Consider the following 17,488-nt stretch of genomic DNA (forward strand, 5'->3'; position numbering starts at 1 on the left):
CCGATTCCCCTGAATCCAGCCTGCAAGCGCACCATCGCGCGATCCGGCATCGCCGGCCGCGTGCGGTCGTTCATGCGTTGCCGCAGGCGCTCACCGAGAAAACCCGTCACATGAACGCTCCCGCCCCACCCGCCGCCATCTCCGCCACCCGGCCGCACGCGGCCATCTACGTGAAGCTCACGCTCGTCGCGCTGTTCTGGGGCGGGACGTTCATCGCGGGCCGGATCCTGGCCGCGACGATGTCCGCGACCTCCGCGGCCACCGGCCGCTTCGCGATCGCCGCGCTGCTGCTGGTCGTGCTGACGTGGAAGATCGAAGGCGGGCTGCCGAAGCTGAGCGGCCGCCAGATCGTGACGACCTTCGGGCTCGGCGCGACCGGCATCTTCCTGTACAACGTGTGCTTTTTCGCGGCGCTCGCGCGGATGCCGGCGGGCCGCACCGCGCTGTTCGTCGCGTTGAACCCGGTCGCCACCGCCGTGCTGCTGTCGATCGTCGTGCGCGGGGAACGCCTGTCGCTGTCGCGCTGGGCCGGCATCGGCGTCGCGCTGTTCGGCGCGCTGGTCGTGATCAGCCGCGGCGAATTGCTGCGGGTGCTGACCGATCTCGGCAACACGTTCGGTGCGGGCGAACGCTTCATGCTGTGCGCGGTGCTGAGCTGGGCCGCCTATACGGTGATCGGCCGGCGCGCGCTCGACGGGCTGTCGCCGCTGGCGGCCACGACGTATGCCGCGCTGTGGGGCCTCGCTCTGCTGATCGTCGCGCACCTGTTCGGCTCGCCCGCCGGCAGCGGTACGCCGCTGACCTGGCAGGCCGTCGCGTCGATGCTCTACCTCGGCGCGATCGGCACGGTGGTCGCATTCGTCTGGTATTCGCAGGGGATCCGCGAACTCGGGCCGGCCCGCGCGGCCGTGTTCACCAACCTGGTGCCCGTATTCGGCGTGCTGCTGTCGGTCGCGCTGCTCGGCGAACCGTTGTCGCCGTCGATGCTGGCGGGCGGTGCGCTCGTGATCGCGGGCGTCGCGCTGACCAATCGCGCGAGACGCTGATGCAGGGGGCGTGCGCGCCGCGCACTCGGGGACGGATGCCGATTACCGGCGCGGATCACGGTGGCGATCGCCCCCCGTTGCGTGACGCCTACGCGCGGCCGATACGCCCCCGATGTTCTCGCAGCCCCGGCAAAAACCGCCTATCGTGAATGGAGCGCTCCGTTCGCCGCCATTCGACCCTGCGTCGCTCGCACCGGCGGCAACGGCACCGCGTTCCGGCACCATTCATCGCGATCCTGGCGCACGCTCGCCCGTGCACGATCGCGGCCGCCCACCGGATTACAGGAGGCCCTCATGAAAGCCGCGCTGCTCGTCAGCACCGCCCTGCTCGCCATTGCATCCGCTTCGGCGTCGGCTCAAGGCTCGATCACGAAAGTCGAAAACGGTTCGCTCGTCGCCGCGAACGGGATGACCGTCTACACGTTCGACAAGGACAAGGCCAACGCCGGCACCAGCGCGTGCACGGGCCAATGCGAATCCTTCTGGCCGCCCTACAAGGCCAGTGCGACCGACGTTCCGGTCGGGCCCTACACGATCGTCAAGCGCGACGACGGGAGCCCGCAATGGGCGTACAAGGGCAAGCCGCTGTACTTCTTCTCGAAGGACATGAAACAGGGCGATCGCAACGGCGACAACTTCAAGGACATGTGGCACGTGGCCGCGCCGTAGGCGTCGTTCCGCCGTCTTCCGCGCACGCCGCGCGGACGTAAAAAAGCCCGCCCGGATCGTCGATCCGGGCGGGCCTGCTCACGATCGCGCCGGCCGCGTTGCATCGTCCGCCGGCAGGCCGGCGACGCATGCAACCGGGCAGCGCGTCAGCGGTTCGACGGGAAGCTGAACACAGTCCCTTCGCGCACGCCGGCCGACGGCCAGCGCTGCGTGATCGTCTTGCGCTTCGTGTAGAAGCGCACGGCGTCCGGGCCGTACGCATGCAGGTCGCCGAACAGCGAACGCTTCCAGCCGCCGAACGAGTGGTAGGCCACCGGCACCGGCAGCGGCACGTTGATGCCGACCATGCCGATCTGGATGTTGTCGCTGAAGTAGCGCGCCGCCTCGCCGTCGCGCGTGAACAGGCACGTGCCGTTGCCGTACTCGTGCGCGTCGATCAGCGCCATCGCCTCGTCGAGCGACTTCAGGCGGATCACGCCGAGCACGGGCCCGAAGATCTCGTGCTGGTAGATCGGCATGCCGGGCTTCACGTTGTCGAACAGGCACGGGCCGAGGTAATAGCCGCCGTCGTGGCCGTCGACCTTCACGCTGCGGCCGTCGACGACGAGCGTCGCGCCCGCCGCCACGCCCGCTTCGACGAAGCCCGTCACCTTCTCGAAATGCTGCTGCGTGACGAGCGGGCCCATGTCGACGCCCGCGCCGTTGCCCGGGCCGACCTTCATCTTCTCGATCTCGGCCTTCAGCCCCGCGACGACCCTGTCGCCCGTCTCGTCGCCGATCGCGACGACCAGCGGAATCGCCATGCAGCGTTCGCCGCACGAGCCGTATGCGGCGCCCATCAGCGCGTTCACCGCGTTGCCGATGTCGGCGTCGGGCATCACGACCGCGAAGTTCTTCGCGCCGCCGAGCGCCTGCACGCGCTTGCCGTGCGCGCAGCCGGTCGAGTAGATGTACTCGGCGATCGGCGTCGAGCCGACGAAGCTCACGGCCTTCACGCGCGGGTCGGTCAGCAGCGTGTCGACCGCTTCCTTGTCGCCGTTCACGACGTTCAGCACGCCCGGCGGCAGGCCGGCTTCGAGCGCGAGCTCGGCCATGCGCAGCGTCGACGACGGCGTGCGCTCGGACGGCTTCAGCACGAACGTGTTGCCGCACGCGACGGCCATCGGCCACATCCACAGCGGCACCATCACCGGGAAGTTGAACGGCGTGATGCCGGCCGCCACGCCGAGCGCCTGGAACTCGCTCCACGAATCGATCGCGGGGCCGACGTTCTTGCTGTGCTCGCCCTTCAGCAGTTCGGGCACGTAGCTCGCGTATTCGACGTTCTCGATCCCGCGCTGCAGTTCGCCCATCGCGTCGGCCAGCACCTTGCCGTGCTCGGCCGTGATCAGCGCGCACAGTTCGTCGGCATGCTCCTCGAGCAGCGTCTTGAAACGGCTCATCACGCGGGCACGCTTCAGCGGCGGCGTGTTGCGCCACGCCGGAAACGCGGCCTGCGCGGACGCGATCGCGGCCTCGACGGTCAGCTTGTCGGCGAGCGCGACGCTCTTGTTCGATTCGCCGGTGGCCGGGTCGAATACCGGCTGGACGCGGCTGCCGCCGTCGACGCGCTTGCCGTCGATCAGGTGGCCGATGGTGGAGGTCACATTGCTGTCGTGTTTCATCGTTGAGGCTCTTTCGTGAATTCGGTTATCGCTCAGGGCAAGCTGCGGCTCAGTCCACTTCGTTCAGCGCGTCGGACAGCGCGTTGACCAGGTTGTCGATCTCGCGCTTCTCCGAGATGAACGGGGGCGCCAGCTGGATCGTGTCGCCGCCGTAGCGCACGTAGAAACCCTTCGCCCAGCAGCGCATCGCGATCTCGTACGGGCGCCGTGCCGGCTCGCCCGGCAGCGCCGCGATCGTCAGGCCGGCAGCCAGCCCGTAGTTGCGGATGTCCGCAATGTGGCGCTGCCCCTTCAGCCCGTGCACCGCGGCCTCGAAATGCGGTGCGAGATCGCGCACGCGGGCCACCGCGTCTTCCTTCACCAGTAGGTCGAGCGCCGCGACGCCGGCCGCGCATGCCACCGGATGCGCCGAATACGTGTAGCCGTGCGGGAACTCGAGCATGTACTCGGGGCCGCCCGCGGCCATGAAGGTGTCGTAGATTTCCTTCGTCGCGATCACGCCGCCGAGCGGCTGCACGCCGTTCGTCACCTGCTTCGCGAAGTTCAGGATGTCCGGCACCACGCCGAATGCGTCGGCGCCCGTCATCGCGCCGGCACGGCCGAAGCCCGTGATGACTTCGTCGAAAATCAGCAGGATGTCGTGCGCGGTACAGATGTCGCGCAGGCGCTTCAGATAGCCCTTCGGCGGCACGACCACGCCCGCCGAACCGGAGAACGGCTCGACGATCACGGCCGCGATGTTCGATGCATCGTGCAGCGCGATCAGCTCGAGCAGGCGGTCGGCCAGCTCGGCGCCGTGCTCGGGCATCCCGCGCGAGAACTTGTTCTCGGCGAGTTGCGTGTGCGGCAGGAAGTCGGCGTCGAGGCCCTGGCCGAACAGCTTGCGGTTCGGCCCGATTCCGCCGACCGAGATACCGCCGTAGTTCACGCCGTGATAGCCCTTCTCGCGGCCGATCAGGCGCGTCTTCGTGCCCTTGCCCTTCGCGCGCCAGTACGCGCGGGCCAGCTTCAGCGAGGTATCGGCCGCTTCCGAGCCCGAGCCCGTGAAGAACACGTAGTCGAGGCCGGCCGGCGTCAGTTCCTTGATCTTGTTGGCGAGCTCGAACGATTTGGGATGACCGAACTGGAACGCCGGCGCGTAGTCGAGCTGCGCGACCTGGCGGCTCACGGCTTCGACGATTTCCGTGCGGCCGTGACCGAGGCCCGTGCACCAGAGGCCGGACAGGCCGTCGAAGATCTTGCGGCCTTCGCCATCCGTGTAATACGCACCCTGGCCCGACACGATCATGCGCGGGTCGGCCTTGAACTGGCGGTTGGCCGTGAACGGCATCCAGTGCGCGTCGAGCCACGCGGCGTCGGTGCGGAGGTTCGTGTCGTCCTGCGCTGCGGTGATGATGTCGGTCATGTCGGTCGGCGCGGAGCGCCCCTCCTTCTTGTGATGATGTTGCGCATTGTCGGGAGGCCAATTAGTCTCTTCAATATCGCAATATCAATGTTCACTTGCGCAACTATGCAAGCAAAGAAACCGAAGAGCCGCGCGCTGCTCGGGCAGCTCAGCGACATGGATCTCCGCCTGCTGCGGGTCTTCAAGGGCGTCGTGCAATGCGGCGGGATGGCGGCGGCCGAACTGGAACTGAATATCGGCATCTCGACGATCAGCCGGCACGTGAAGGACCTGGAAACGCGCGTCGGCCTCGTGCTGTGCCGGCGCGGCCGCGCGGGCTTCACGCTGACGCCCGAGGGCCAGACGGTGTATGAGGAGACGTTGCGGCTGCTCGCGTCGATGGAAGCATTTAGAAGCAGGATAGACGGCATTCACGACCGGATGGGCGGCGAATTGCACATCGCGGTGTTCGACAAGACGGCCACCAACGCGAACGCGCGCCTTGGCGACGCGATCCGCCAGTTCGCCGACGAAGCCCCCGACGTCGCGCTGAACCTGCATGTGGCATCGATCAACGAGGTCGAGCGCGGGATCATCGACGGCAGCTATCAGGTCGGGATCATTCCCGCGCACCGCAACTCCGGCAGCCTCGTGTATTCGGAGTTGTTCGACGAGCGGATGCTGCTCTACTGCGGCCGCCAGCATCCGCTGTACGACGCGCCGCACGGCAAGCTCACGTGGACGACGATCCGCAACCACGCGTTCGCGGGGCTCGGCTTTCATTCGCCGAACATGGAACTGAGCCATCGCGCGAAGCTCACGCGCAGCGCGACCGCATCGGACCAGGAGTCGATCGCGACGCTTATCCTGTCCGGCCGCTATCTCGGCTTCCTGCCCGACCATTACGCGGAAAGTTTCGAAAACAAGGGGCTGATGCAGCCGATCGCGCCGCACCGGTTCAATTACCGGTGCCGGTTCGTGAGCCTGCTGCGGCGTTCGCCGCGGCCGTCGCGGGCCGCGCTGCTGTTCCAGTCGTGTCTGGAAGCCGCGCATGCGACGGCGGCGCGGCCGGCCGTGTAGTCGATTCACGCGAAGAGTCCGGCTTCCGGCCGCGCGCGGTGCGGCAGCGTGCGGCGGTTGCGGGACGGACAAGTACAGCGGCTACACCAGCGCCCCGCCCGGCCCCCGGTCACACGCCGTCGTATCGGTCGAGCGCGCGGTCGGCTTGCGCTTGCGCGCGGCTGCGCTTCACGAAATGCGTCGCGACGAGCGCTGCGGCAAAACCGGACATCGCGCCGACGCCGAGCGCCCAGCGCGGGCCGAGATGGTTTGCAACCCAGCCCGCGACCGGCGCGCCGATCGGCGTGCCGCCGAGCGCGACCGCGAGGCGCAGCGCCATCACGCGGCCGCGCATCGCCGGCTCGGTGGACAGCTGCATCAGGCTGTTGGTCGAGTTCATGAAGGTGATCGCGGCAATCCCGGTCAACACGAGCGCGGCGGCGAACAGCCAATAGCCCGGCGCCAGCGCGGCGAGCGTGCAGCCGAGCCCGAACAGCGCCGCGCCGAACCACAGGTGCCGGAAACGCGGCTGCTCGCGGCGTGCCGCAAGCAGCGCGCCGGACACCGTGCCGACGGCCATCATCGACGACAGCACGCCGAAGCCGCGCGCATCGACGTGGAACACGCTGGCCGCCATCGTCGAGATGAACAGCTGGAAATTGAGCCCGAACGTGCCGATCAGGAACAGCATCACGAGGATCGCCTTCAGGTCGTCGCGCCGCCACACATAGCGAAACCCGTCGAGCAAGCCGCCGCGCGAGCGGCCCGCCCGCAGGTTCGGACGCAGTTCGTCTTCGCGGAGCAGCCGCAGCGAGACGAGCACCGCGAAGAAACTGAGCCCGTTGGCGACAAACGCCCAGCCCGTGCCGACCGACGCGATCATGAAACCGGCCGCCGCCGGGCCGATCATCCGCGCGGCGTTGAACGACGTCGAATTGAGCGCGACCGCGTTCGCGAGTTCGCGATCGCCGACCAGTTCCGCGACGAAGGTCTGCCGCACGGGCGCGTCGAACGCCGCCGCGCAGCCGAACAGGAACGCGAACACGTAGACATGCTCGAGCCGCGCGACGCCCGTGACCGTCAGCGCGCCGAGCACCAGCGCCAGCACGCCCATCAGCGCCTGCGTCACCATCAGCAGCTTGCGCTGGTCGAAGCGATCGGCCGCGTAGCCGGTCCACGGCAACAGCAGGAGCTGCGGCCCGAACTGCAACGCCATCACCGTGCCGACGGCCGATGCGTCGTGATGCGTGAGTTGCGTGAGAACGAGCCAGTCCTGCGCGGTGCGCTGGACCCAGGTGCCGATGTTCGACACCAGCGATCCGATCGCCCACACCCGATAGTTGAAACTGCGAAGCGAACGGAACACGCCCGCCGCCGGCACGCTCATGGCCGCTCCCGGTCGGGCTCGTTGCCGCCGTGCAGCTCGCCGAAGCGCCGCGCGAGGAACAGTCCGAGCGCGAGGATGCCGAGGCCGAGCGCCGCGGCATCAGCCGTGACCCGGAGGTCGAAATCCCCGACCCGGCACACCAGCACATAAGCAATCACGAGGTTCACGACGCCCCACACGACATTCACGGTGGACGACGACAATCCACGCCCGGGCGGATTCGCGAACGGGGTCTGGAACGGCTCGCCGCGCAACCCGCTGACGAGATGCGGCACGACGTTCGCGAGAAACGCGCCGCCGAAGAAATACGACACGAGATGCGGGAAGTTCATGTTCAGGTGGTCCTTTCGGCAAGCGGGTCGATGCGGTTCAAGGGCGCGCCGTTTCCTGGAATTCGGCGAGCCGCTGCAGCAGCTTCACGGCCGACGCGAGCTCGGCCTGCTCTGCCGCCGACAGTTGCGCGTGCAGCGCGCGGAACAGCCAGTCATCCTTGGCCGCGCGGTTGGCCTGCAGCACCTTGCGGAAACCGGGCGTGAGCGCGATCAGCGTCTGCCGGCCGTCGGAGGGATCGGGCTCGCCGCTGACGGCGCCGAGCGTCTCGAGCGTCGCGACCGTCACGCGCATCGACTGCGGCCGCACGCTTTCGGCGCGCGCGAGGGCCGACACGGTCGCAGGGCCGTCGCGGTCGAGCCGCAACAGCACCGACTTCTGCGATGACGTGAGGTCGTGCGGGTGGATCTGCTCCCGCATCCGCCGCACCAGCTTGCCGACCGAGATGCGGAGTTCGCCGGCGAGACCGGCCAGGGGGAGCGCGTCGGAGGGAGGCAATGGCGTGTTCATGAATTCAAGATAGCAGATATACAGTCAAACTGTACAGTTTAGCTGCACATTTCAGGCTGTAAGGATCGCCGCTTCGCCTGTGCTCCAGCCGCTGAGAAACGTCCCGTTCGGCCGCGCGAGCCGGCTCTGCGATAATGCGGGCTCCCCATTTCCGCTCCGCCTCCCGCCATGACGCAGCCGCCCGCTCCGCTCTCCACCGACCTGCCGCCGATTTCGTGCCTGCCCGGCGAATCGCTGCCGTGGCTACCGATGAGCGCCGACCTGCCGGGGCTCGCGATCAAGTACCTGCATATCAATGCGGCCGAGGACACGCTGACCGCGCTGCTGAAGATGCCAGCCGGCGGCACGCTGCCGCGCCATCGCCACGACGGCGAGGTATTCGTCCATACGCTGCAGGGTGCGTGGCGCTACGTCGAATACGACTGGATCGCGCAAGCCGGCTCGACGGTGCTCGAACCGGCCGGCTCGGTGCATACGCCGGAAACGCTCGGCGCGCCGGGGGAGGACGTAATCACGCTCAACGTGATGCGCGGCGATCTGGTGCTGCTCGACGACGAAGGCCGCGAGACCGCACGCGAGAACTGCCGCGTCGCGCTGCTGCGCCAGCGCAAGCATGCGCGCACGGCGCCGGACGACGCCGTGGCGTTCGTTACGCGGTAAGACAGGCGGCATCGCCGCGTCGCGATCCGCATGGTGCCCGGCTCGCGTTCATGCGCGGATGGCAGCCGACGCACTTCGGCAGCTTCCCCGGCCTGCCCGCGCGTTACCGAAAACGCCGGAAAAATCGCCGGATATCGCCGGCCAGCAGATCCGGCTCTTCCATCGCCGCAAAATGGCCGCCGCTCGGCATGTCGGTCCACTGCACGACGTCGAACACCCGTTCGAGCCAGCTACGCGGCGGGCTGCTGATTTCCTTTGGAAAACGCGCAAACGCGACGGGCACCGCCACGCGCTGCCCGGCCGCAAAGCGCATCGGCTGCAGCCGGTTTTCCCAATACATCTGCATGGACGAGCCGATGCAGCCGGTGAACCAGTACAGCGAGATTCCGGTCAGCAGCGTGTCGTACGAAAACCGCCGCGCCAGGTCGCCGTCGCAATCGCTCCACGCGCGGAATTTCTCGGCGATCCACGCGGCCAGCCCGGCCGGCGAATCGTTGAGCGCGACGGCCAGCGTGTGCGGCTTCGTCATATGCACGTGCGCGTATCCGCCTTCCAGTGCGGCCCACTCGCCGCGCTGCGTCACGAAGGCCTGTTCGTCCCCGGTCAGCGGTGAAGCCGCGTCGGTCGGAGGCTCGTAGCTGCCGGGCAAGTAGTTCAGATGGATGCCGTCCACCACGTCGGCATGCCGCGCGCCGAGCGCAATCGACACGCCTGCGCCGAGATCGCCGCCTTGCGCACCGAAGCGTCGATATCCGAGACCGGACATCAGCGCCGCCCAGCAGTCGGCGACCTGAAATGCCGACATGCCGGCTGCCGCGGGCGCCGGCGAGAACAGGAAGCCGGGCAGTGACGGCACGACGACGTCGAACGCGTCGTCCGGATCGCCGCCGAATGCCGCCGGATCGCAGAGGCGATCGATCAGCGCGTCGAATTCGAATACGGAGCCCGGCCAGCCGTGTGTGATGACGAGCGGATAAGGCCTCGGCCCGACGCCGCGCCGATGGATGAAATGCACGCGCTGCCCGCCTGCGTCCGCGACGAATTGCGGCAGCCGGTTCAGCGCGCGCTCCACCGCTCGCCAGTCGAAGCGTTCGGCCCAGTACGCGGTCAGTTCGCGCAGCCACGCGCCGTCGACGCCCTGCTGCCACGGCCCTGCGGGTGTCAGCATCGGCACGCGCATGTCGCGCAGGCGCCGGCGCAGGTCATCGAGCGCGTGATCGGGAATCGCAATGTCGAACGGGGCGGCGTGCATCGTGTCTCCTCGCAAAGCATGTCGACGAGATTCTGCGCGATTTTCCCGGCCCGCGCCGAACGGCTCGCGCACCCGCGTCAGACCGCTTCCCGCTCGCCCGACCGCTCGTCCGCCCGTGCGTCGCGTCGCACCGCCTGCGGCGGCACGCCGAACCCGCGCACGAACGCCTCGCGCATGTGCCGCCGGTCGCGAAAGCCGTTTTCCTTCGCAATCACGTCGAGCGAATGGCGGCTCTGCTCGATCATCAGTCGCGCAGACTCCAGCCGCAGCCGCTCGATCGCCCTCGCGGGCGACTGCCCCGTTTCGAGCGTGAACACGCGGCTGAACTGGCGCGGGCTCAGGTGCACGGCTTCGGCGAGATCCTCGACGGTCAGCGCGCGGCCGAGATTCTGCCGCGCGTAGTTCAGCGCGTTCTGGATGCGGTCGGATTTCGGCGCGAGATCCAGCATTTCCGAATGCTGCGACTGGCCGCCGGCCCGCCGCTGGTGCATCACGAGCTTGTGCGCGACCGAGCGCGCGGCATCGGCGCCCAGATCCTTTTCCACCATCGCGAGCGCAAGGTCCAGCCCGGCAGTCATCCCGGCCGACGTCCAGATCGGACCGTCGACGATGTAGATCCGGTCTTCCTCGACGCGAATCTCCGGGTACTGCCGCTGCATGTCGCGGCCGAACGCCCAGTGCGTGGTTGCGCGGCGCTGCGCGAGCAGCCCGGCCTCGGCCAGCACGAACGCACCCGTGCAGATGCCGGCAATCCGCCGCGCACGCGCATTCGCTCGCCGCAGGTAGGTGACGACGCCGGCCGGCGCCGGCGAAGCGACCGGATCGTTGACGCCCGCGACGATCCACGTATCGACGGCGATTCGCCCGCGCAGCGCGTGCGTGGCAACCGGCAGCCCGAGCGACGAACGCACGTCGCCACCGTCGACCGAATAGTTGCCCATCACGTAGAACGGCTCGCTCATCCCCATGTTCGCGTACTCGAACACCGACTGCGCGGCGAGCGCCATGATCTGGAAGCCGTCGCTGATCAGAAAGCCGATGCGGTGCATGTGCGTTCTCCCATCCCGGGCGAGTGGGTTGTCCCGATGTCCTGAATCATACCCATCTACGTCATTTGTGTCGCAGCGATTCGAGGCCAGAATGGCTTCACGCCATCCGGCCAACCCCATCGAAACGGAGCACATCATGACGCAAGCACACCTCGGTACCGCCCTCATTACCGGCGCCTCGTCGGGCATCGGCGCCGTCTACGCGGACCGCCTCGCGCGCCGCGGTTACGACCTGATCCTGGTCGCGCGCAATCGCGACCGGCTGGCCGCCCTCGCCGAGCGCATCACGAACGACACACAGCGCAGCGTCGAGATCGTCGACGCGGACCTCAACGACCGCGCGGCACTCGCCGTCGTCGAGGCGAAGCTGAAGCAGGATGCGAGCATCACGCTGCTCGTGAACAATGCCGGCGTCGGCACGCACGCGCCGCTGCTCGACAGCGACGTCGACGCAATGACACGGATGATCGACCTGAACGTGACCGCGCTCACGCGCCTCACCTATGCGGCCGTGCCCGGCTTCGTCGCCCGCGGCCGCGGTGCGGTGATCAATATCTCGTCGATCGTCGCGATCTCGCCGGAAACGCTGAACGGCGTGTACGGCGGCACGAAGGCGTTCGTGCTCGCGTTCAGCCAGTCGCTGCATCACGAACTCGCCGGCAAGGGCGTGCAGGTGCAGGCCGTGCTGCCCGGCGCGACCGCCACCGATTTCTGGCAGACGGGCGGCCTGCCGCTCGAGCATCTGCCGAAGGAAATCGTGATGCCGGCGCCCGACATGGTCGACGCGGCGCTGGTCGGCTTCGAGCGCGGCGAGCTCGTGACGATCCCGTCGCTGCATGCGGGTGACGAATGGGCCGCCTATGAGGCCGCGCGCCGCACGATGGCCCCGCACCTGTCGGCCGATACGCCCGCACCGCGCTACGCGACGGCACGCTGACCCATCGAGATCCCGCGGGTCGAAGGCAGCAAGCGCTTCGAACCCCGGGACGCGCTGCGGAACACGGTGATACGCGGCGAATCGCCGACAGTCATCCGGGATTCCGCGGCACGTTTCCGGGCACGGGCCGATCGATGGATTCGTCTGCGGAAACACGCACCGAATTCTTTCCCGACAAGCGCAAATAGCGCATACCGACTGACGATTCCGGCTCACTTGCCATGCATTCGGCGCAACAGTAAGCTCTGCGATTGCAGTCCCCAAGCGACCTCGTTCGACCGGCATTCGTCCGATCACGAGGGCAATCGTCCGTTGCGGAATTCGACCATGCGGGTCCGTATGTTCATCACCGAGACTGGCGACGCGCCGGCCTCCGCGCGCGGTTCGGCCAACCTTCAGCCCGCGCTCCCGCCCCTGCCGGAACTGGCCACCGTCTGCCGTGTCGCGCGGGCGCATTTCGGTGCCGCCGGCGCGTTCATTGCGCACGCCGAAGCCGATGTGCCACGCGTGCTCGCCAGCGACGGCGCGCTGCCCGAGCCCCTTTCCGCTGCTTGCTTGCCGCCCCAGGCCGAGCCGGACCCGGCTGCCGAGGCCCGGTTCGCCCTGCCCGGCGCGAACCCGAACGGGCAACACGACGACGGCCCGCCTCACGCGCTGCGCATCGTCGCGGCCTGCGAACTGGCCGCGCCCGATGGCGCGACACTCGGCATGCTGTGCGTCGTCGGCGATGCGCGCTTCACGCTCGACACCACGCAACGCGCGCTGCTGCACGATCTCGCCACGCTGGCTGCAAGCGCGCTTGCCCGCGCGATCGAAGCAACCGCGTTGCGCGAACGGCTCGGCATCGTCGAGGAGCACAGCACGCTAACCACGCTCGCGCTCACCGAAAGCGGCACCGGCGTGTGGGATCGCAACGTGGAAACCGGCGAGATCCACTACTCGCCGGCCTGGAAGGCGATGCTCGGCTACGCGCCGCACGAGCTCAGCACCCGGATCGAGGATGCGTACGAACGACTGCATCCGGACGACGTCGACGACGTAAAGGCCGCGATGCTCGCGCACTTCGAACACCGCACCGATTGCTACGCAGTCGAGCACCGTATCCGCTGCAAGGACGGCACATACAAATGGATCTGCAGCCGCGGCAAGGTGATTACCCGCGACGTCTACGGCCGTGCGCTCCGGATGGTCGGGACGACCACGGACATCACCGCGCTGCGCGAGCTCGCCGCGCGGTTGCGCGACTCGGCCGCGCTCGTCACGGATCTCACCGACCAGGTTCCCGGGCTCGTGTTCCAGCTGCGTCAGACGGCCGACGGCCGCCGCTTCTTTTCATACGCGAGCGCGGGTGTCAGCGACATCTATGAACTGACGCCCGAGCAGATCGCCCGCAGCGCGGGGGCGGTCGAGGCGCGGATCCACCCGGCCGACCTGCTCGCCTATCGGCAGTCGCTGCACGACTCGTCGGTGCGACTGACGCCGTGGCGGCTCGAGTATCGCGTGCTGCTGCCCGGCCAGGGCCTGCGCTGGCGCGAAGGCGATGCGCGCCCGCAGCGCATGGCCGACGGCGGCACCGTGTGGCACGGCTTCATCACCGACGCGACCGACCGCAAGCACATCGAGGCCGAACTGCACCGGATGGCCACGACCGACCACCTGACGCAACTGTCGAACCGTCACGCGTTCATGCGGCAAAGCGAAGCCGCGCTGCGCAACGTGCGCACGACCGGCCTGGCCGCCGCGGTGCTGATGCTCGATCTCGATCACTTCAAGGCGCTGAACGACCGCTGGGGCCACCCGGTCGGCGATCGCGCGCTCCGGCATTTCGCGCGGCTGCTGCTCGCGGAAACCGGGCCCGACGGCATCGTCGGCCGGGTCGGCGGCGAGGAATTCGCGATCGTGCTGCCGAGGGCGGATCTCGACGCCGCGCTGGCATTCGCGCAGCGCGTGCAGCGACGCGCGATAGAGGCGCGGCTCATGCACGAGGACCAGCAGGTCACGCTGACCGTCAGCATCGGCATCGACGCGATGCGGGCGTCGGACTTCGGCGCGTACCAGCCGCTGTCGCGCGCCGACAAGGCGCTCTATCTCGCGAAGGAGCGCGGCCGCAACCGGATCGAGGTGTATCGGGCGTAGCCGGCGCGATTTCGCGCCGGGCGACGGGCATCAGGCATCAGGCATCAGGCATCGGGCGTAGGGCATCGGGCGTAGGGCATCGGGCGTGCCGCGTCCGCCACCCGCCGTCCGGGTTCCCACTTCCAACTTCCCACCGCCCCCGTTGCGCGACATATTCGGGACCGATCGTGTAGGCTAGCGCCCCTGCCCCTACTCACCACGACTTGCCATGGACAATGCCAAACGCACCAAGGGAATCGCGTCAGGTCTTCTCGTCGTCGCGCTCGTCGAGCTGCTGGCGCTTCTGATCGGCTACGGGTTCGCCAATTCGATGGAAGATCCGTACACCGGCGTTCGCGTGCTCATTACCGCGCTCTTCTGGGCGGCAGGCATCTCGGTCATCGGGGTCATCGCGGCGGTCGCCTGCCTGTCGATCGACCTGCAGGCGCGCGGCGGCATGATCTACGGGGCGCTGGTGCTGCACGGCCTGCTGGTCGTGCCCGGGCTGTTTCTGTATTTCCACTGAATCGCACCGTAGCCGCGGGCGTCACGCCGACTCCGCACGCGGCACCGCCCGCACGCCCAGCAGCATCGCGACCGCACACGCGGCCAACAGCGCCGCGATCATCAGCATCGCCGGATCCATGCTGCCGGTTCGCGTGCGGATCAGCCCGACGAGCCAGGGGGTGATCATGCCGCTCGACACGCCGATGCTGCTGATCAGCGCGATCCCGCCCGCCGCGCCGGCACCCGAGAAATACGCGGACGGCACGGCCCAGAACACCGGATGCGCGGCGAAGATCAGCATCGCCGCGATCGACAACAGCGCCATCATCGCGACGATGCTCGGCAGGTGCAGCGTCAGCAGCACGAGCGCCACCGCGCCGCCGAACGCACATGCCGCGAAGTGCCAGCGCCGTTCGCGCTTGCGATCGGAGCGCCGCGCGATCGCGATCAGTCCGGCCGCACCGATCGCATTCGGCACGACCGACAACAGGCTGATCTGCACGACGTCGTGGATGCCGAATTCGCGGATCATCAGCGGCATCCAGAACAGCAGCATCAGGAGCGCCGTGGTCAGCGAGAAATAGATGAACGCGAACAGGTACGTGCGCGGTTCGGCCAGCACCTGACGCAGCGAATGCGGCGTCGGCGTATCGGTGCCGGCGCGGTCGGCGGCCAGGTCGGCCGCGAGCCGCTGGCGATCGGCGTCGGATAGCCAGTGCGCCTGTTCGGGACGATCGCACAGCCAGAACCACGCGATCACGCCGAGCAGGATCGCGGGCGCGCCCTCGATCGCGAACATCCATTGCCAGCCGTGCAGCCCGAGCACGCCCGACATCCCGCGCATCAGCCAGCCCGACAGCAGCCCGCCGACCATCCCGGCCACCGCGACGCCCGCGTAGAAGATCGACAGCACCGACGCGCGTCGCCGTGCCGGATACCAGTACGTCAGGTAGAACACCACGCCCGGAAAGAACCCGGCCTCGAACAGCCCGAGCAGGAAGCGCAGCACGTAGAAATGCTTCGCGCTGTCGACGGTGATCATCGCGACCGACACCGCGCCCCACAGGAACATGATCCGCGCGAACGTGCGACGCGCACCGAAGCGGCGCAGCAGCGCGTTGCTCGGCACCTCGAACAGCACGTAGCCGACGAAGAACAGCACCGCGCCGAGGCTGTACATCGCATCGGTCAGGCCGAGATCCTGCCGCATCTGCAGCTGCGCGAAGCCGATGTTGCTGCGATCGAGGATCGACACGATGTAGCAGATGAACAGGAACGGGATGATCCGCGCGCCGATGCGCCGGTACAGCGCGTCGTCGTCGGTGGAAGCGGCGCCGGACGCGACGCCACGCGCGGCGTCGGCTTGAAGAGGGGCTGACATCGATCGTCTCCTCGATGGATTCGGGTACGGGGCGAACACGTGGCGCCAGTCGCCGCCGCCCGCGAGCAGCGACCGGCCGTTGCCCGCTCAGTCGTGCGGCGCGGCTTCGCGTTTCACGCCGAGCATCAGCGCGACGCCGCTCGCCACCAGCAGCGCGGCCAGCAGATACACGGCGAGATCCATGCTGCCGGTGCGCGTGCGGATCATCCCGATCACCCACGGGCTGACGATGCCGCTCGTGATCCCGATGCTGCTGATCAGCGCGATCCCGGCCGCGGCCGCGTTGCCCGACAGGTAACGGGTCGGCACGGCCCAGAAGATCGGCAGCGCGGCGAAGATCAGCGTCGCCGCGATCGACAGGCACGCGAGCATCGCCGCGAAGCTGTGCAGGTGCAGCGTCAGCGCCGCGAGCGCGAGCCCGCCGCCGATCGTGCAGCACGCGAAGTGCTTGCGGCGCTCGCCGGTCCGGTCCGAACGGCGCGCGATCAGGATCAGCCCCACCGCGCCGACCGCGTTCGGCACGACCGTGTACAGGCTCACGGCCACGACGTCGGTCACGCCGAAGTCGCGGATCATCAGCGGCATCCAGAAGTTGAGCGTCAGCGACGCGCAGGTCAGCGAGAAATAGATGAACGCGAACAGGTACACGCGCGGGTTCGCGAGCGCGGCCCGGAGGCTGCGCGTGTCGTGCGCGTTGCCGTGGCTGCGGCCCTCGGCGCACAGCGCGGCGACCCGCGCCTTTTCATCGGACGTGAGCCACGCGGCGTCCTGCGGCCGGTCGACCAGCCGCGTGAACGCGACGAACGCGAGCAGGATCGCCGGCGCGCCTTCGATCGCGAACATCCACTGCCAGCCGTGCAGGCCCAGCACGCCGCTCATGTCGCGCATGATCCAGCCCGACATCAGGCCACCGAGCACGCCGGCCACAGCGACGCCCGCGAAGAACACCGAGATCGCGGCCGCGCGCCGGTTCGCGGGGAACCAGTAGGTGAGGTACAGCACGATGCCGGGGAAGAAGCCCGCTTCGAACACGCCGAGCAGGAACCGCAGCACATAGAAATGCGACGGCTGCGACACGAACATCATCCCGGTCGACGCGATGCCCCACAGCAACATGATCCGCGTGAAGGTGCGGCGCGCGCCGAAACGCGCGAGCAGCAGGTTGCTCGGCACTTCACAGAACACGTAGCCGACGTAGAACACCGCGGCGCCGAGGCCGTACATCGCGTCGCTGAAGCCGAGGTCGTGCTTCATCTGCAACTGCGCGAAGCCGATGTTGATGCGGTCGAGGAACGATACGACGTAGCAGAGGAACAGGAACGGCACGATCCGCCATGCAATCTTGCGGAACAGCAGCGCGTCGTCCGTGGCGGCGGATACGGCAGCCGAAGCGCTCGCGTGCGCGAGCGTCGCTTCGGCAGGAAGCGATTGGGGCATGTCTCTCTCCAAACAGGCTGCGCGATTCGGGCGCGCAGCCGTCTCCCAGGGCGTACGTGCGCCCTGCTTTCTTGTGAGCTCGGATGACGGCAGACGGAAAG

The 17,488-nt window shown here is 68.2% G+C and carries 16 protein-coding genes; 7 read left to right on the top strand and 9 right to left on the bottom strand.

Features of this window, described 5'->3' with window-relative positions:
• The first annotated feature begins 110 nt into the window (after positions 1 to 110).
• Together HAV18_RS03545 and HAV18_RS03550 are read left to right on the top strand one after the other, a co-directional pair.
• Positions 111 to 1,046, top strand: coding sequence for a DMT family transporter (locus HAV18_RS03545; protein WP_166952835.1), 936 nt, complete (start codon positions 111 to 113; stop codon positions 1,044 to 1,046).
• Positions 1,047 to 1,340: 294 nt separating this feature from the next.
• Positions 1,341 to 1,715, top strand: coding sequence for a hypothetical protein (locus HAV18_RS03550; RefSeq protein WP_166952838.1), 375 nt, complete (start codon positions 1,341 to 1,343; stop codon positions 1,713 to 1,715).
• Positions 1,716 to 1,861: 146 nt separating this feature from the next.
• On the opposite strand, the gene HAV18_RS03555 is transcribed toward HAV18_RS03550, so the two are convergent.
• Both HAV18_RS03555 and HAV18_RS03560 read right to left on the bottom strand, forming a co-directional pair.
• The gene (locus HAV18_RS03555) at positions 1,862 to 3,379 is read right to left on the bottom strand and encodes a CoA-acylating methylmalonate-semialdehyde dehydrogenase (RefSeq protein WP_166952841.1); all 1,518 of its coding nucleotides are present in this window, start codon (positions 3,377 to 3,379) and stop codon (positions 1,862 to 1,864) included.
• Positions 3,380 to 3,428: 49 nt separating this feature from the next.
• Complete coding sequence (locus tag HAV18_RS03560) at positions 3,429 to 4,784, bottom strand: aspartate aminotransferase family protein (RefSeq protein WP_166952844.1); 1,356 nt, start codon at positions 4,782 to 4,784, stop codon at positions 3,429 to 3,431.
• 105 nt (positions 4,785 to 4,889) lie between these two features.
• Between HAV18_RS03560 and HAV18_RS03565 the strand changes: the two genes are divergently transcribed.
• Positions 4,890 to 5,843, top strand: coding sequence for a LysR family transcriptional regulator (locus HAV18_RS03565; protein ID WP_166952849.1), 954 nt, complete (start codon positions 4,890 to 4,892; stop codon positions 5,841 to 5,843).
• Positions 5,844 to 5,952: 109 nt separating this feature from the next.
• Here the strand turns inward: HAV18_RS03565 and HAV18_RS03570 are convergent, their stop codons facing one another.
• The 3 genes from HAV18_RS03570 to HAV18_RS03580 are packed head-to-tail and all read right to left on the bottom strand — an operon-like array spanning position 5,953 to position 8,049.
• The gene (locus HAV18_RS03570; protein ID WP_166952852.1) at positions 5,953 to 7,209 is read right to left on the bottom strand and encodes an MFS transporter; all 1,257 of its coding nucleotides are present in this window, start codon (positions 7,207 to 7,209) and stop codon (positions 5,953 to 5,955) included.
• A complete protein-coding gene (locus tag HAV18_RS03575; protein ID WP_166952855.1) occupies positions 7,206 to 7,541 on the bottom strand; it encodes a hypothetical protein in 336 nt (111 codons plus the stop codon). Before HAV18_RS03575 ends, HAV18_RS03570 begins: the two co-directional genes overlap by 4 nt.
• Before the next feature lie 37 nt (positions 7,542 to 7,578).
• Positions 7,579 to 8,049: a MarR family winged helix-turn-helix transcriptional regulator gene (locus tag HAV18_RS03580; RefSeq protein WP_166952858.1), complete on the bottom strand. Its 471-nt coding sequence runs from the start codon at positions 8,047 to 8,049 to the stop codon at positions 7,579 to 7,581.
• Between the two features lie 168 nt (positions 8,050 to 8,217).
• Here HAV18_RS03580 and HAV18_RS03585 point away from each other — a divergent pair, with 168 nt between their 5' ends.
• Complete coding sequence (locus tag HAV18_RS03585) at positions 8,218 to 8,709, top strand: 2,4'-dihydroxyacetophenone dioxygenase family protein (RefSeq protein WP_166952862.1); 492 nt, start codon at positions 8,218 to 8,220, stop codon at positions 8,707 to 8,709.
• Between the two features lie 103 nt (positions 8,710 to 8,812).
• Here the strand turns inward: HAV18_RS03585 and HAV18_RS03590 are convergent, their stop codons facing one another.
• Positions 8,813 to 9,961: an epoxide hydrolase family protein gene (locus HAV18_RS03590; protein ID WP_166952865.1), complete on the bottom strand. Its 1,149-nt coding sequence runs from the start codon at positions 9,959 to 9,961 to the stop codon at positions 8,813 to 8,815.
• 77 nt (positions 9,962 to 10,038) lie between these two features.
• On the bottom strand, positions 10,039 to 11,010 hold the full coding sequence (locus HAV18_RS03595; protein ID WP_166952868.1) for a GlxA family transcriptional regulator: 972 nt from the start codon (positions 11,008 to 11,010) through the stop codon (positions 10,039 to 10,041).
• A 136-nt stretch (positions 11,011 to 11,146) separates the two neighbouring features.
• Here HAV18_RS03595 and HAV18_RS03600 point away from each other — a divergent pair, with 136 nt between their 5' ends.
• The 3 genes from HAV18_RS03600 (at position 11,147) to HAV18_RS03610 (ending at position 14,588) form a co-directional block, all read left to right on the top strand.
• Positions 11,147 to 11,947 carry an SDR family oxidoreductase gene (locus HAV18_RS03600; RefSeq protein ID WP_166952871.1) on the top strand — a complete coding sequence of 267 codons (801 nt, stop codon included), beginning with the start codon at positions 11,147 to 11,149 and terminating at the stop codon, positions 11,945 to 11,947.
• A 327-nt stretch (positions 11,948 to 12,274) separates the two neighbouring features.
• Positions 12,275 to 14,083: a sensor domain-containing diguanylate cyclase gene (locus HAV18_RS03605; RefSeq protein WP_243771530.1), complete on the top strand. Its 1,809-nt coding sequence runs from the start codon at positions 12,275 to 12,277 to the stop codon at positions 14,081 to 14,083.
• Positions 14,084 to 14,291: 208 nt separating this feature from the next.
• Complete coding sequence (locus HAV18_RS03610; RefSeq protein ID WP_166952874.1) at positions 14,292 to 14,588, top strand: hypothetical protein; 297 nt, start codon at positions 14,292 to 14,294, stop codon at positions 14,586 to 14,588.
• Positions 14,589 to 14,609: 21 nt separating this feature from the next.
• Here HAV18_RS03610 and HAV18_RS03615 read toward each other — a convergent pair whose 3' ends face one another.
• Positions 14,610 to 15,950, bottom strand: coding sequence for an MFS transporter (locus tag HAV18_RS03615; protein ID WP_166952877.1), 1,341 nt, complete (start codon positions 15,948 to 15,950; stop codon positions 14,610 to 14,612).
• Positions 15,951 to 16,037: 87 nt separating this feature from the next.
• Positions 16,038 to 17,387, bottom strand: coding sequence for an MFS transporter (locus HAV18_RS03620; protein WP_166952880.1), 1,350 nt, complete (start codon positions 17,385 to 17,387; stop codon positions 16,038 to 16,040).
• Positions 17,388 to 17,488: the final 101 nt, after the last annotated feature.

Source organism: Burkholderia sp. D-99 (assembly GCF_011605345.1).
Lineage (GTDB): Bacteria > Pseudomonadota > Gammaproteobacteria > Burkholderiales > Burkholderiaceae > Burkholderia.

What these genes read in the sequence shown, in the direction of transcription:
- HAV18_RS03570 (WP_166952852.1), bottom strand. Translation starts at nt 7,209, where the DNA reads ATGAGCGTGCCGGCGGCGGGCGTGTTCCGTTCGCTTCGCAGTTTCAAC.
- HAV18_RS03565 (WP_166952849.1), top strand. Translation starts at nt 4,890, where the DNA reads ATGCAAGCAAAGAAACCGAAGAGCCGCGCGCTGCTCGGGCAGCTCAGC.
- HAV18_RS03545 (WP_166952835.1), top strand. Translation starts at nt 111, where the DNA reads ATGAACGCTCCCGCCCCACCCGCCGCCATCTCCGCCACCCGGCCGCAC.
- HAV18_RS03580 (WP_166952858.1), bottom strand. Translation starts at nt 8,049, where the DNA reads ATGAACACGCCATTGCCTCCCTCCGACGCGCTCCCCCTGGCCGGTCTC.
- HAV18_RS03550 (WP_166952838.1), top strand. Translation starts at nt 1,341, where the DNA reads ATGAAAGCCGCGCTGCTCGTCAGCACCGCCCTGCTCGCCATTGCATCC.
- HAV18_RS03575 (WP_166952855.1), bottom strand. Translation starts at nt 7,541, where the DNA reads ATGAACTTCCCGCATCTCGTGTCGTATTTCTTCGGCGGCGCGTTTCTC.
- HAV18_RS03595 (WP_166952868.1), bottom strand. Translation starts at nt 11,010, where the DNA reads ATGCACCGCATCGGCTTTCTGATCAGCGACGGCTTCCAGATCATGGCG.
- HAV18_RS03590 (WP_166952865.1), bottom strand. Translation starts at nt 9,961, where the DNA reads ATGCACGCCGCCCCGTTCGACATTGCGATTCCCGATCACGCGCTCGAT.
- HAV18_RS03610 (WP_166952874.1), top strand. Translation starts at nt 14,292, where the DNA reads ATGGACAATGCCAAACGCACCAAGGGAATCGCGTCAGGTCTTCTCGTC.
- HAV18_RS03560 (WP_166952844.1), bottom strand. Translation starts at nt 4,784, where the DNA reads ATGACCGACATCATCACCGCAGCGCAGGACGACACGAACCTCCGCACC.
- HAV18_RS03615 (WP_166952877.1), bottom strand. Translation starts at nt 15,950, where the DNA reads ATGTCAGCCCCTCTTCAAGCCGACGCCGCGCGTGGCGTCGCGTCCGGC.
- HAV18_RS03555 (WP_166952841.1), bottom strand. Translation starts at nt 3,379, where the DNA reads ATGAAACACGACAGCAATGTGACCTCCACCATCGGCCACCTGATCGAC.
- HAV18_RS03620 (WP_166952880.1), bottom strand. Translation starts at nt 17,387, where the DNA reads ATGCCCCAATCGCTTCCTGCCGAAGCGACGCTCGCGCACGCGAGCGCT.
- HAV18_RS03605 (WP_243771530.1), top strand. Translation starts at nt 12,275, where the DNA reads ATGCGGGTCCGTATGTTCATCACCGAGACTGGCGACGCGCCGGCCTCC.
- HAV18_RS03585 (WP_166952862.1), top strand. Translation starts at nt 8,218, where the DNA reads ATGACGCAGCCGCCCGCTCCGCTCTCCACCGACCTGCCGCCGATTTCG.
- HAV18_RS03600 (WP_166952871.1), top strand. Translation starts at nt 11,147, where the DNA reads ATGACGCAAGCACACCTCGGTACCGCCCTCATTACCGGCGCCTCGTCG.